At 40.7% G+C, this 14,304-nt stretch carries 13 protein-coding genes; 7 read left to right on the top strand and 6 right to left on the bottom strand.

The features are described from left to right. Positions 1-225 precede the first annotated feature (225 nt). The 3 genes from PTET_RS04805 (at position 226) to PTET_RS04795 (ending at position 3,022) form a co-directional block, all read left to right on the top strand. A complete protein-coding gene (locus PTET_RS04805; RefSeq protein WP_013464425.1) occupies positions 226-1,383 on the top strand; it encodes a N(5)-(carboxyethyl)ornithine synthase in 1,158 nt (385 codons plus the stop codon). Positions 1,384-1,575: 192 nt separating this feature from the next. Next, complete coding sequence (locus tag PTET_RS04800; RefSeq protein ID WP_013464424.1) at positions 1,576-2,004, top strand: OsmC family protein; 429 nt, start codon at positions 1,576-1,578, stop codon at positions 2,002-2,004. Positions 2,005-2,260: 256 nt separating this feature from the next. After that, positions 2,261-3,022 carry an EAL domain-containing protein gene (locus PTET_RS04795; protein ID WP_013464423.1) on the top strand — a complete coding sequence of 254 codons (762 nt, stop codon included), beginning with the start codon at positions 2,261-2,263 and terminating at the stop codon, positions 3,020-3,022. Between the two features lie 71 nt (positions 3,023-3,093). On the opposite strand, the gene PTET_RS04790 is transcribed toward PTET_RS04795, so the two are convergent. Further along, positions 3,094-4,581, bottom strand: coding sequence for a dipeptidase (locus tag PTET_RS04790; RefSeq protein WP_041695847.1), 1,488 nt, complete (start codon positions 4,579-4,581; stop codon positions 3,094-3,096). A gap of 161 nt (positions 4,582-4,742) precedes the next feature. On the opposite strand from PTET_RS04790, the gene PTET_RS04785 reads away from it, so the two are divergent. Then, on the top strand, positions 4,743-4,916 hold the full coding sequence (locus PTET_RS04785) for a DUF2986 domain-containing protein (protein ID WP_013464421.1): 174 nt from the start codon (positions 4,743-4,745) through the stop codon (positions 4,914-4,916). 295 nt (positions 4,917-5,211) lie between these two features. After that, the gene (locus PTET_RS04780) at positions 5,212-6,612 is read left to right on the top strand and encodes a pre-peptidase C-terminal domain-containing protein (protein ID WP_096038294.1); all 1,401 of its coding nucleotides are present in this window, start codon (positions 5,212-5,214) and stop codon (positions 6,610-6,612) included. A gap of 73 nt (positions 6,613-6,685) precedes the next feature. Here PTET_RS04780 and PTET_RS04775 read toward each other — a convergent pair whose 3' ends face one another. Beyond that, complete coding sequence (locus PTET_RS04775; RefSeq protein WP_013464418.1) at positions 6,686-7,666, bottom strand: TDT family transporter; 981 nt, start codon at positions 7,664-7,666, stop codon at positions 6,686-6,688. Between the two features lie 111 nt (positions 7,667-7,777). Between PTET_RS04775 and PTET_RS04770 the strand changes: the two genes are divergently transcribed. Beyond that, entirely contained in the window at positions 7,778-8,659 is an 882-nt protein-coding gene (locus PTET_RS04770) for a LysR family transcriptional regulator (RefSeq protein WP_013464417.1), read from the top strand. A 79-nt stretch (positions 8,660-8,738) separates the two neighbouring features. Here the strand turns inward: PTET_RS04770 and PTET_RS04765 are convergent, their stop codons facing one another. The 3 genes from PTET_RS04765 to PTET_RS19160 all read right to left on the bottom strand — a co-directional run bounded on the left by PTET_RS04765 (position 8,739) and on the right by PTET_RS19160 (position 11,390). Next, a complete protein-coding gene (locus tag PTET_RS04765) occupies positions 8,739-10,865 on the bottom strand; it encodes a TonB-dependent receptor (RefSeq protein WP_013464416.1) in 2,127 nt (708 codons plus the stop codon). An 88-nt stretch (positions 10,866-10,953) separates the two neighbouring features. Beyond that, positions 10,954-11,151, bottom strand: coding sequence for a helix-turn-helix transcriptional regulator (locus tag PTET_RS04760; protein WP_013464415.1), 198 nt, complete (start codon positions 11,149-11,151; stop codon positions 10,954-10,956). Further along, positions 11,148-11,390 carry a hypothetical protein gene (locus PTET_RS19160; protein ID WP_244186373.1) on the bottom strand — a complete coding sequence of 81 codons (243 nt, stop codon included), beginning with the start codon at positions 11,388-11,390 and terminating at the stop codon, positions 11,148-11,150. Before PTET_RS19160 ends, PTET_RS04760 begins: the two co-directional genes overlap by 4 nt. A 520-nt stretch (positions 11,391-11,910) precedes the next feature. Between PTET_RS19160 and PTET_RS04750 the strand changes: the two genes are divergently transcribed. After that, a complete protein-coding gene (locus PTET_RS04750; RefSeq protein WP_013464413.1) occupies positions 11,911-13,116 on the top strand; it encodes an MFS transporter in 1,206 nt (401 codons plus the stop codon). 55 nt (positions 13,117-13,171) lie between these two features. On the opposite strand, the gene PTET_RS04745 is transcribed toward PTET_RS04750, so the two are convergent. Beyond that, positions 13,172-14,218, bottom strand: coding sequence for an NAD(P)-dependent alcohol dehydrogenase (locus tag PTET_RS04745; protein ID WP_013464412.1), 1,047 nt, complete (start codon positions 14,216-14,218; stop codon positions 13,172-13,174). Positions 14,219-14,304: the final 86 nt, after the last annotated feature.

Genomic DNA, 14,304 nt, shown 5'->3' with positions numbered 1-14,304 from the left:
TGTTATAGTGGTTAACGTTTCAACTTGTTATTCAATGCAAGTTAACACTCTACCCTCTGCCTGCTCAACATTCATTACACCTAGCACAGCTAATTAAAAGAACACCCTTTACCAAGCCTTATTTTACAGCCATGGCGTGAGCTTGCCTGTAAAACCCCTCTTTGTTTGTTAGCGATGTAGCATTATTCGTTTATAAACTCAGCATACTTTAATCAAGGATATAGCATGAGTGAATTAACTATTGGCGTAATTGGAACATCACGTAAAACAGATGAAAGACGCTACCCTATTCATCCTGCGCATTTAATGCGTATACCTGAAAAACTCAGAAAAAAAATGATTTTTGAGCAAGGTTATGGCGCGGCATTTAATATGAGCGACGAAGAAATTGCAGCACTGACAGGCGGCATTGCCACCCGCAGTGATATTTTAACCCAATTAGGCACCGTCATTATTGCCAAACCAGTGCTTGCTGATTTACAAGAACTTAAAGAAGGCGGCACAATTTGGGGCTATGTACATTGCGTACAACAACAAGCAATTACCCAAGCTGCCCTTGATAGAAAGCTTACTCTTATTGCCTTTGAAGACATGTTTGTATGGTCACCACAGGGGAATGTGGGCCGTCATACTTTTTATAAAAACAATGAAATGGCTGGTTATTGTGCGGTGTTACATGCTCTGCAACTAAAAGGCATTGATGGTCATTACGGTAATCAACGTAAAACCATTATTTTTAGTTTTGGCGCTGTTAGCCGAGGCGCTATTTATGCATTAAAAGCTCATGGTTTTAGAGATATTACAATTTGTATACAGCGCCCCGATCATGAAGTGCGTGAAGAAGTACTTGATTGTCATTATGTTAAAGTACGCCCAGGCACTGAAGGCGAAGCTCGTATGATAGTGGTTGAGCACGATGGGTCGCAGCGTCCGCTTACTGAGCTTATTAGCGAAGCTGACATTATTGTTAATGGCACCTACCAAGAAACCGCAAACCCCGTCAATTTTTTGATTGAATCTGAAGCCGATTGCTTAAAACCCAATAGCCTTATAATAGATGTAAGCTGTGATGAAGGAATGGGATTCTTTTTTGCAAAGCCAACAACATTTAAACACCCAATGTTTAGCTATAAAACCACGGATTATTACGCGGTTGATCATACCCCTAGCTACTTATGGGAAAGTGCAACGCGCTCTATTTCTGCCGCGCTCATTGTATACTTGCCAACTGTTTTAGCCGGCCCAGAGCAATGGCAAAAAGACGAAACCATTCGCCGCGCTATCAATATTGAACACGGAATAATTAAAAACAACGCTATTTTAGCGTTTCAAAACCGTGAAAGCGCCCCGCCTTATCACCTGCAAATAGCTGATATAACCTAAATTCGGGATAATAAATAATCCCAAACATAACGTGGACCTTGTTTATTAAATTATTTGGCTTCTATTTTGCAACTATCTATGTAAATAACGCTTTTTAGCTGTTTTACCATGTAGTGTTTACAAGGTATTGCAAACACTACACGGTATGACTAATTAACCTAAAAAGCCTACACCCTCAACAAGGAGAACATAATGACGATTAAAAAATCTGCAAGTTCAACATGGTCTGGTGATATTAAAAAAGGGAAAGGTTATATCTCAACGCAAAGTGGCGCATTAGATAACCAGCCGTATGGGTTTAATACCCGCTTTGAAGATAAGCCAGGATCAAACCCAGAGGAATTAGTGGGTGCAGCACATAGTGCCTGTTTTGGTATGGCTTTATCGCTGGCACTTGGTGAAGCGGGCTTTACCGCTGAGAACATAAACACCGAAGCAGTGGTTAGTTTAGATGAAGTGGATGATGGCTTTGCCGTGACGCACATTGCCCTTGAAGTAAATGCAACCATTGCAGATATTTCAAATGAGCAATTTCAAGCATTGTGCGAACAAACCAAAAAAGGCTGCCCTATCTCAAAATTATTAAATACTGAGATTTCGCTTAACGCCACACTTAAGTAAATACCTAGTGTATTAAGCTAGGCGTAAAGCGCTTAAAGCTCATGAAAAGTAAGGTTATGCGCATGTAAAAAAGCCATAACCTTATTGCTACTTTTTCATTAATCATAGAAATAAAGGCACTGTTTAATCGCGGTGAGTTACAAAAAGGTTAAACAAAAACAGTTAAATAGATTATGTAAAATATCAATACTTTGTTAGGATTAAGGGCAGGCTTAACCACACCTTATTTTGTAGGTTAAAACAAAGGGTACGATGAATGAATGATAAATCACTAAATTGCGAAAAAGTTTCTTGTAGCAATTGCGCTGATTCGAATGAACTAGATTTTGACTTTACCATGGCATTTCAGCCTATTGTAAATTGTCAAAATAATACTATTTTTGGATATGAAGCACTTGTCCGTGGTTTAAATAATGAATCGGCCTACTCTATTATTTCTCGTGTTAACGATACTAACCGCTATACGTTTGATCAGTTATGCAGAATTAAAGCGATTGCACTTGCATCAAAGCTAGGTGTAGATTCGATGCTTAGTATTAACTTTTTACCAAACGCTATCTACAAGCCAGAGCGTTGTATTCGTACCACCCTAGAAGCCGCTAAAAAGTATAACTTCCCTACAACAAATATTATGTTTGAATTTACAGAAGTCGAAAAAATAGAAGACAGCGCACATGTAAAACGTGTTGTGAGCTATTACCAAGAATTAGGCTTTAAAACAGCCACCGATGACTTTGGTTCAGGCTATTCTGGATTAAACCTATTAGCCGATTTTCAAACTGATATTATCAAGCTTGATATGGCGCTGATCAGAGATATCGACAAAGATAAAAATCGCCAGGCAATCGTAACTCACTGTTTAAACATGTTTAGCGCGCTAAATGTTACAGCTCTGGCTGAAGGCATTGAAACTGTTGAAGAATATCAGTGGTTAAAATACGCAGGTATTGAGCTAATGCAAGGTTACTTATTTGCAAAACCTGGGTTTGAATGCTTGCCAGAAGTTGATTTTCAATAGCACACCGTTGCTATAAAAAAACCGGCGTTACGGCGGTTTTTTCGTATTAGATATAGGTTATATATCCAAAATTACATATTTCCCAGCTCTATCATCATTGCGGTGTACATACGTAAATTAAGTGCTAATTGCTCAAGGGTAATAAACTCATGCTCTGAGTGCCCGGTGTAGCGTTTACCCGGCATAGATGGGCCAAACGACACGGCATTATCAAATAGCTTGGCATTTGTACCGCCCCCTATTGAAACAAAATCAGCGTTTTTATCACCCGTATAATGCTTAAAAATATCAAGTAGCTTTTGCGCATGGGGTGCGCTATCTAAAAGCATGGGCGTACCAATGGTGGTTTTAATGTTAGCTAACGTAACCTGATTAGCCGTTTGCCAATTAGCAAGCGCAGTATCAATTTGTTGTTTAAGTAACGTCTCATCTTTACCAACCGGACGGCGAGCATTGACCGCTAAAGTAAGCGCGTTACCCTCACGTTCAATAACCGTAGGCGCTACGGTCATTGGCCCCATAAAGTCATGTTCATAAGCAATTTCGCCAAACTGTTTACCGTGAATATCTAAACCAATAAGCTGATTAACAAAATCAATGAGCTGGCCATCACTATTGTTTTCAAGCTCAACGTTTTTAAATATTTCAGCTAAATAAGCAATGGCGTTAACGCCTGATTCCGGTTCAGATGAGTGGGCCGACATGCCTTTAACACTTATGGCAAGCGCGTTATTTTGCTCTGTAAAATTAAATTCAACTTGCTTAAGTGTGTTAGCTTTTGCTTTTAATTGATTAATTAATGTTTCGTTGGCGTTATGTAGTAATAGGCTGGCATCTTCAGGGATTTGACTGGCAAATGCGCCGCCGGTTACATCACTGACATACACACCTGTTTGTGGTGATGTTGCATCAAATGTTGGCGCAATTAAGCTCCAGCCTTTTTCAGCAACCACTACAGGGTATGAGGCATCAATGGTTACCGCATACTTTGGTTGCTGATAAGTTTTCATAAACTCAGTTAACGGCCCCCAGTCAGACTCCTCCGCTAGGTAAATCATTAATTCAATACGGTTATCAAGCGCTATGCCTTTATCTTTTATCGCCTTCATGGCGTACATTGCAGTCGCAATAGCGCCTTTGTCGTCTTCGGTACCACGGCCAATTAATTTATCCGGCTCTGAGGTGTCAATAATAAAAGGGCTTTGCTTCCATTTGCTGGCATTAGCAGGTTGTACATCGCCATGAGTTACTATGGTTACCTTATCAGTTTGTTGCCCCATACCAATAAGTACGGTGTAACCTAAATCTTGATAATCAAAACCAAGCTCAGCCGCTTTCATTTTTAGTAACGCTTTAAAGCCAATAAAGTCGGGATTTTGTGGTGCGCTAACATCACTTTTATTAACCGTTGGAAAAGACACCAAATTTGTGAGTGTATGTACTTGCGCACTTTGGTAGGTATTTACAGCGTAATCAGCCACGCTGTCATTAATTTTATTTAATTGTGCATGAGTATTAAAGGCCAATAAAGCGATACTAGCTAAAGCTAACTTTTTCAAAACAAATCCCATTTAATTAACAACTAAGAACCATAATTATAACGCCCTTGTTTAATAACAAACAACGCTTTGCGACAGAGCGTAAAACCGCCACTATATTTATCTAACAGCTTTACTAAAGATGCCTGTATAATGCGCACCTTAAAATTACGGGGTTAATCATGAATCGCAGAAAAAAGATCATTACAAAGTTTAATAACAAAGATAAGCGCGCAAATGCAAAATTACATAAAAGTAATAAACCTGCTTATGTGTCTAAAGCTGAACGTGAAAAATTAGCATTACTGGCTCAAGAACAGCAAATAGAGTCTATAAACGATGAAACATGTTTATAAATCAATAAAAACAAAAGCCTGGAACAGGAAGTAAAATAAAAGTTAATAAATAGTTGCAAACTAAACACCTAACTGTAACATTGAACATTCAGCAACAATGCTGAAACACACCAATAATCACTTAGGAGGCATAAATGAACAAACTATTTATTATCACTCCTAGTGCTCCTCAAGAATGTTCTGTCGACTATCATTTAAGTGAATGGTTCGACGAATAAAAAAACCTGAATAATTTAAAAGCAATAATGCCTCGCAGTAGGAAGGCTTCTATGTAATTAAAATTCAGGTAACAATAATGAAAAGAAAACTCTCAATTCTTAATGGATCACTAGCCGCGTGCATGTTTTTTTCGTTTGCAAGTAATGCTTGTTTAACAAACGAAGTTGAATCAAACGACACTGAAAGCAATGCAAATTCCCCACTTTGTAGTAATACCGCCGTTGCAGGCTCGTTGAGTCGAAATGATACTGATTGGTTTAGATTCGAACTAACGCAAACCGGACCTATTGAAGTTAATCTTGATCATCATACTCGTGATGACTTTGACTGGGCATTATATCAAGAAACGGGGTCGGCCCTAGCCGAAGGGGCGACCAGTAATGTGCCAGAAACAGGCAGTTATAACGCGCAATCAACGGGTACTTATTATGTAAAAGTAACGCGTTACTCGGGTACAGGTTGGTACGATCTAACAGTCAATTTTGGTGAAGGTAGTAACACCGGTGGCGGAAGTGGTAACGATGATTGTGGCTATAGTTCTCGTCCTGCAAAACCAGGTTCATTACAAGCATATTTACAAGGTGGCAGTGCTGATTCATGTAGCACATTAACAGCTGATCAAGGTGCTGTATTACTTATGGGTGGTGGCAGCGATGTTGATCAAGCATTTAGTAATCGCGTTGCCAACCATGTTGGCAGCGGTGCCGATGTTGTTGTGCTTAGAACCTCAGGTACTGACGCCTACAACGATTATTTACTGAACTTAATGAATGCCGACTCAGTAGAAACACTGATCATTGATACTCGCAACAAAGCGAATGATGACTATGTTGACTGGGCTATCCGCAGTGCCGAATTTGTATGGATTGCAGGCGGTGACCAATCTGATTACCTTAATCAATGGCAAGGTACAAAAGTACAAACCGCTGTGCAACACGTTTTTGATAAGGGCGGTGTCGTTGGCGGAACGTCTGCAGGCATGGCATTAATGGCAAACAGCGTGTACGACCCGGATGGTGTTGCTGGTGCAGTATCCGATGAAGTAGTCACTGACTTTTGCCATGAGACACTTAACTTCAGCAGTCGCTTTATTGATGTGCCTGTTTTAGACAATAGCTTAACCGATACGCACTTCCAAGAACGAGACAGAATGGGGCGCGCCATCGTGTCTTTAGGCCATCACAGCAATCAGTACTTTTCTATTGCAGCCAGTGAGGCAACCTCACTGTTCATCGAGGCCTCTGGTACAGGTGTTGTTGACGGCAGCAATGAAGTTTACATCTTCAAAGAAACCGCTAATACGCAAAGAGTGACATTGCAATGTGGCAGTGCTGTTAACTATCAAAATATTAATAGAGTAAAGCTAATACCTGGTGATAATTACAATGTGGTTAGCCACACTCATAATGGTATGCAACTAGACGTGAGCATTAATGGTAATAACAACAACTTCTACTCCCCTATCAATCCTTATTAATCCCCCCAGTTAAGAGCCCTTTGGGCTCTTAACTGTCGCAAAAATAATAATTAAATAAACAAAAACCTGATAATTACCTATTCGTTTTATATTCAAGCCACTTTGAAGCCAAAGGGTTAAAATAATGCGTATAACGGATCGCTACATAGCCAACCACAGCGCTTGCTACTAGCAGCTCAAATAGCGCTAAGTAATGTATTTGATTTATAAACTGCATATCCACGTTCATCGTTAGCATCCAATCCGCGAGTTTAAATAACGCTGTAGCACCAATGACCATGGGAAAGGTAAATGCAGCAAACCCTGGGCAAAACCTGCGGCGTAGTAATTTAAAAAATGCCGTATAAATAATGAGTGTCATTAGTATGGCAATACCAAATAACCCCCCAATAATCACTGGTGACGGTTGGGTCACCACAGTGAAATACCCCGCTAACGATAAACTTGCTGGCGCCGCTAAAATAGCTAGTGTAGGCTGTGCAGCATCAGGAATTTGCTCAGCAAATATTATCCGATAAATCATTATCGGCAGCATAACTGCGTACATTAACATGCCAAAATAAAGTGCCCCTTGCGCTAAAAATAGCAGTGCAGGATTACCCGAGAACGCGACATCGGCAACAATAATCCCCACCGGTGGTACAAACCAACTTGGCACCATGTGTTCAATTTTAAACTCACGAACACGATGAATAATAAAGCTCAGTAAAAATCCCAAATGCAATAAAAATGCGCCTACCCAAAGCACATCCCCTGCTAATGGATTAACGTGCCCTAACGAATTAGATACCACCAACGTTGCCATAGCAAAAGTAGGCACCACACTGCCTACAACAGGGTGCGCTAAGTCGGCTTTTAGTAATTGCGGGTGCAGTAAAAATTTTAAGCCAAGTATTAACAATAATACGCTTGCAATTGCCGCCCCAGTGTATTGCGCTGCGCCATTTACATTGAACATATTTTCCCAAGCCCAACCAAGGCTGGCTATGCCTAATGCTAATCCGCCCATTGGGGTGGGTGCGGTTATTACTTTGGCTTTTATATGATTAAACATGTTTATACTCCACACTCACTGTTTATCTTATAAAGAAGTTTAACCTTGCATTTTGTTTAGTTAAATCTAATTATATAGAACACACGTTCAGAAAAACTAAACACCAAGCTCATGAATATTTCTCTTAAACAACTTAAAGTGTTTGTAGGTATTACCCAGCATACAACGCTTAGCGCAGCCTCAGAGCGACTTTACTTGTCTAAAGCGGCACTCAGTATGGCGCTTAGCGAGCTTGAAAAGCAGTTAGGTCACCCATTGTTTGATCGGGTAAATCATCGCTTAATTTTAAATCAAGAAGGGCAAAAATTACTGCCCTTGGCAGATGAATTACTGCACAGAGCAAATGATATTAATACGCTTTTTTCGTCCCACGCAAAAGCCAGCGGCACGTTAAAAATAGGTGCCAGCGATACCATTGGTAATCATGTGTTGCCCTCTATACTCAGTGGATTTCGCCAACAACAGCAGCATTATTCACAGCAGGTTTTTATTTCAAATTCTGAGCTTATTTGTCAAAAACTGCGCGACTTTGAACTCGACATTGCATTAATAGAAGGCCATGCCCAGCAAAGCGACTTAGTCTCAACCGTGTTTAGTCAAGACACCATGTGCATTATTGCGCCGCCATCCCACCCTTTAGCTGCAAAACCACAGCTTAGTTTTAATAACTTAGCAAGCAGTCAATGGGTATTAAGAGAGGCTGGCTCTGGCTCACGCTCATTCTTTTTACAAAACCTTGCTACGCATATCGATAATTGGAGCCAAAGCTTTGAGCTCAATACCACAGAGGCATTGATCAACAGCATTGCAGAAGGATTAGGGCTGGGATGTTTATCGTCACTCGCGGCACAGTACGCTTTAAACGATGGCCGCGTTACGCAGCTTAACTTAAACCACCCCATGCAAAGACAGTTTTGGTTAGTGATGCATAAAGACAAATACAAAAATCCGCTGTTAACGCAGTTTATAGATTTTTGTCACAAGCAGAATTAAAAAATTAATAGTAATTAACTGTCAGATTCGATTAACCAAAAATCGAATCTGACAGCTCACACTAACTTACTCTCTCATCTTAAAACGCGTAACTCATAGCCAAATTAATAGAACGACCCTGCCCTGCTAATTGATTGAACCCCTGCGTTGAATCTTGTTTAAACTCAGCAATACTTACGCCGCCCAGTGGTAATTCATAATACTCATCAAGCAGATTGGTAATATCAACACTCACAGTCAATGCATCCCAACTGGCTTTTGAGCTTAAATTAAGTAAATGATACTGCTCGGTTTGGTTTTCTAGGCGGTTGCTATCTACGCGGGTTTTACTATCGACCCACTGCCACGTGAGTGCGTTTTCAAAGCGGCCTATTTGCTGGTTAATCGCAAAGTAGGTTTGCAGTGGCTTAATTTGATAAAGCGGCTGATTGGTATCGTCGCGCTTACCACGGGTATTGGTAATGTTAGCTTTTAACGACCAACTACCATACTGCTTAGACTCGTGCAGAGTAGCAACCGCATCTAGCTTTACTCCATAAAGCGTGGCATCTACGTTATTAAACATAAGTACATTACGAGTATTGGCAGCAAGCGCTGTGCGGTTAAAGCTTCTTACTCTGTTGACGTCAATATAATCATTTACATCGCTCACCCACGCATTAGCACTGATACGCCAGCTGTCGTCTTTAGCCATACGGGTATACGTAGTGCTAAGCGTATGTGCGGTTTCAGGTTTAAGGGCAATGTTACCAATATAGCCATTACCATCGCCGTACCAACCTATCATGGTGGTGGCCATATTTCCCACCCCCCAACTGTAACGTTCGTATAAATTAGGTGCGCGATTTTTACGAGCTAAACCAATTTGTAACTCGTCATTATTGCTTAGTTGATAGTTAATCAGCACGTTTGCATCGACTAGGTTGTCTGTTTGTTTTTTGTTCTGACCATTAAACTCTTTAGCGGCCATTGCATCGCTTGGCATCGCCATGGCCATCGCACTCATAGCGGCCATACCTGCGTTGTATGCTTGTACATCGTCGGTATTGGTTATTACATTTTCAAATCGAACGCCTGCATTTAACCACCAGCGAGTATTTAGTTGGCTTTCATATTCAGCAAGCAGGGCAATACGCTGACGCCGGCCGTTATTAATATTGTTGTAGTCATTTGGCCCCATCATCATTGAGCCTTCAACCGCAGGCCACCAATCATCAATATTCATATAATGGTACTCTTGGGCGAGTAATAACTGGCTGTTGTTTTCAAGCGCTAATCGCCATTTTAACTGAGTGCTTATATCTTCGGCGTCGGTTTTCATTGGCATTTTTCCGGTTTTTTCTGCGCTGAAAAAGCCCATTTCATGCTTTACGCTATGCCAATTTAACTGCGCTTCAAGCTCACTGTTTGTAAAAGCACGCTTATACTGGGCAACAGCGCCATAGCTGGTGTTATCTGTCATATCCATATATTGGTTAGCAAAGCCTTGATAGGGTATTTTTTGATGGCTTAGCTTAACAACTAATTGTTGCTTATCATCGCGCATGGCAGCACTTAAACTATGGTTTTGCGCGCGGTACAGGGTATCGAGCACTAAATCGCCATTACCATCTTCATAACTGTTAGCATCGCTAAACGCACCTTGATAATTAAAACTGAATACGTCGCTGGCAATGCGCATACCTGCGCCGACCTTTTTGGCGTTATCTAGCGTATTGTATTGGGCTGATACGTAGCCAGAGTGCCAGCCAAGTTGCTTGCTTTCACTGTACTGAGGTGAAATAGAATTAACCGCGATCACCCCTGCAATATTATCGCCTCCCGCGCTTACCGGAGAAATACCTGCAATTACTTTGTAGCTACTAATTTGATTGGCTGAAATATACGACAGTGGCGGGTTCATTTGATTGGCACAGGCGGCGGTGATTTGCGCTCCATCGACCAGTACCGCCACTCTATCGCCCATTAAACCATTTAAAACAGGTAAGTTAGCCATGCCACCGGCGGCTGAAAAGTCCACACCTAAATCAGTTAATAACGATTCAGATGAACCTAACGATAGGTGTTTGTTTTGTGCTTGACCGTGTACTTCAATCACTTCAATTGAGGCGTCATCTGCAAAGGCAACAGGCGATAGTACGCCACTTATAACAAGTGCCAAAGGCGATACTAAATAGGAGGTTAGGGGATTTTTTTTATCAGTCATTATTGATTTACCACAAAAATTTTGTAGGTAAATTATACGTGCTGCGGCAAGTTAAAAAGCGCGACATATTGTCGCACTTTGTTAATTTTTAACCCTGTTCGTCATCAAAAATGTCTTCTATTTTAAGTTTAAACAACCTTGCGGCCTTAAAAGCCAGTGGCAAGCTGGGATCGAACTTGCCCTTTTCAATGGCATTAATCGTTTGGCGCGATACATCCAACAGCTCGGCCAACTTTGCTTGAGTGAAATTATGCTCGGCTCTTAACACTTTTAATCTATTTTTCATTCATCACCTGCGCAATAGTGTTTATTAAGCACATACACACTAATTAAATACACCGCCCCCATTAAAAACATTAAGTCGGGTATTTGCGCTTTAAAATCAATTAAACCACTCAATTGTAAATTGGTGTATGCCAGCCCGCCTACTAACACTGCACCTAAGGTAAACCCCATGGCACTGAGATGTATTTTTTGCATTAATTCATCCATGCCTTGCAAATAGCGCTTGTTGGCTAAAATCATCCCTACGCCAGCAGCCAAATTTATAATAATAAAAAAGCCACTAATTAGCGCTGAACGATCCCAGATTAAAGTGGGGCCAAAGCTGCAAATAGCTAAAGTAAAAAGCCATATTAAGGTCCATTTAGCTAGGTAACTGGTATTTTAATTTGGCGTTGTTTTAAATTTAATTCTGCTTTCATTGCCTTTATCCTGTTTTTAAAAGTAATGTTTACTTTACAAATATCATTCATGCCTTACAAAAAGTCAAGTTAACATTACATTTTAAATTTAACACTGCTTATTTTTGATTGCGTTAATACTTTGCTGAACTTACTTAACCATCCTTTGGTTGGCTTAAGTTAAATTTTATTCATCTTAAATTATGGTTTAGTCCATGACGAAAGAGAGCTTTTAATTTAAAATGCACGCCTCTTTACTCCTCATTTCCACATTCAACTAAATAAGCGTGTGTGCTTTATTTTTAAACGCACTGGCGTTTAGTTTGTTATTAAATTTTATTTATTATCTTCAAGGATTTTATATGGCCGTTGATACTACATCGCCGTCGGGTCAGCCCAATAGAACCGCTATTTTAATTGTGCTGGCGTTGGGTACTTTTATTTTGGGGTTATCTGAATTTTCTATGATGCCTATGTTGCCATTAATTAGTGAGGCTTTTGGCAGTACCCCGTCACAAAGTGGTTATGCTATTAGTGCTTATGCTCTTGGGGTGGTGGTTGGCGCACCCATTTTAATGTTGGCAACGGCAAATATGCGAAAACGACGAGCGCTATTATTATTTTTAAGCTTAATGTGTATTTCAAACAGTTTAAGTGCATTAGCGACCTCGTTAGAACAACTGGTGCTGTTTAGGTTTTTAAGTGGCCTTCCCCATGGCGCTTATTTTGGTGCCGCGTTATTACTGGCCTCTGATATAGCACCGCAAGGAAAACGCGCTAGCTTTATGTCAAAAGTGTTTATGGGCTTAACCATAGCCACTATCGTTGGTGTGCCGGTGGTGACATTGGTTGGGCAAAATCTTAGTTGGCGTTATTGCCTCGCTGCGGCTGGGGTGTTGGCGTTTATTGCCTTTATTTTTGTGTATAACGTGGTGCCTAATGTTAAAAACACCCATACTTCGAACTTACTCAACGAATTAGGGGTGCTAAAAAACAAACTGGTTTGGTCAATATTAGGGATTGTTATTATTGGCTTTGGTGGCGTATTTTGTATTTATACCTATGTGGCCGATACGATCTTAGAGGTCACTCAGAGCGCGCCCTATACAATTTCAATTGCTATGGTGATGTTTGGTATTGGCTCTACGCTCGGTAATTACGTACTAGGTAAAGCTGCCGATAAATCAGCGATAAAAACCACCGGATTTACGCTTGCCTCTACCATTGTTTTTGCATTTGCATATGTCAGTGCCAGCTATAATATTTATCTGCTGTATGCGGTTATATTTTTTATTGGCTGCAGCTTAGGGCTATCAACCTTAGTGCAAACGCTATTAATGGATGTATCACCTGACGGCCACGCCATGATTGGGGCATTAGTGCAGTGTGCGTTTAATATTGCAAATGCTATTGGCCCTTGGGTTGGCGGCATTGCTATTGCAAAAGGGGCAGCGCCAAATCAAACAGGCTATGTTGCTGCGGCTTTATTTTTAGGTGGGCTGTTAATGTGGCTGCTTAGTTATATACAAATTAGCGGCAACAAAACTAAACAGGCACAGCCTTGTTAATAAAAACAAAAAGAGCCGCTAAGCGGCTCTTTTTTACATTTTACTCTTTAGCGTATTAAACGCTAATAGATGACATATCAATAACAAAACGGTATCTCACATCAGAGCGTTCCATACGCTCATAAGCGGTGTTAATTTCGTCTATGTTGATCATTTCGCACTCTGGCAGTACGTTGTGCTCACCACAAAAATCAAGCATTTGCTGTGTTTCTGCAATGCCGCCAATTAACGAACCAGCCACACGACGACGACCCATTAAAAGAGGAACTGTGTTTAGCTCATCTACTGGGCCTACTTGGCCAACAATAACCAAGGTACCATCGATATCAAGTAGTGGTGTGTAAATTGATAAGTCATGCTTTACAGGCACGGTATCAATAATGACATCAAACGCTGACTGCGCATTTTTCATTTCATCATCATTGTTTGATACTAAATAATGCTGTGCGCCGAGCTTAATTGCATCTTCTTTTTTAGACTCTGTACGACCAATAACAGTAACGGTTGCACCCATTGCTACTGCATTTTTAACCGCCATATGACCTAATCCACCAAGGCCTACCACAGCAACACGGCTACCTGTTTTTACACCCCATTTATGTAACGGTGAATAAGTAGTAATACCGGCGCAAAGTAACGGCGCCACGCGCGATAATTCTAAGTTTTCAGGCACTGATAATACAAACTCTTCGCGTACTACAACGTGTTTAGAGTAACCACCTTGAGTCATTTCGCCGTTAACTCTATCGGTTCCGCTGTAAGTACCGACCATGCCTTCACGACAAAATTGCTCTTCGTGATTATCACATTGGTCACAGCTTTGGCAGGAGTCAACCATACACCCTACGGCAACGGTATCGCCTTGTTTGTATTTTTTTACATCACTACCGACTGATATTACTTTACCTACAATTTCGTGCCCAGGAACTAATGGGTAATTACTACCCCCCCAGTCGTTACGCACTGCGTGTAAGTCTGAATGGCACACACCACAATATAAAATTTCTATTGCTACATCGTTATTTCGTAAATCGCGGCGCTCAAAAGAAAACTCTGTAAGCTCAGAACCTTGGCTTTTTGCTGCATATCCGACTGTTTTCATAATAACTCCATAGTTTATTAAAAATCATCCACAGTATGCATTGTCAGCTATGAACATAAGCTGATCATGTGCAACTGCAAATAGCC

This window comes from Pseudoalteromonas tetraodonis, from assembly GCF_002310835.1.
Taxonomy (GTDB): domain Bacteria; phylum Pseudomonadota; class Gammaproteobacteria; order Enterobacterales; family Alteromonadaceae; genus Pseudoalteromonas; species Pseudoalteromonas tetraodonis.
The sequence above is the reverse complement of the archived record's forward strand: the minus strand, read 5'-3'. Positions and strand labels throughout refer to the sequence as shown.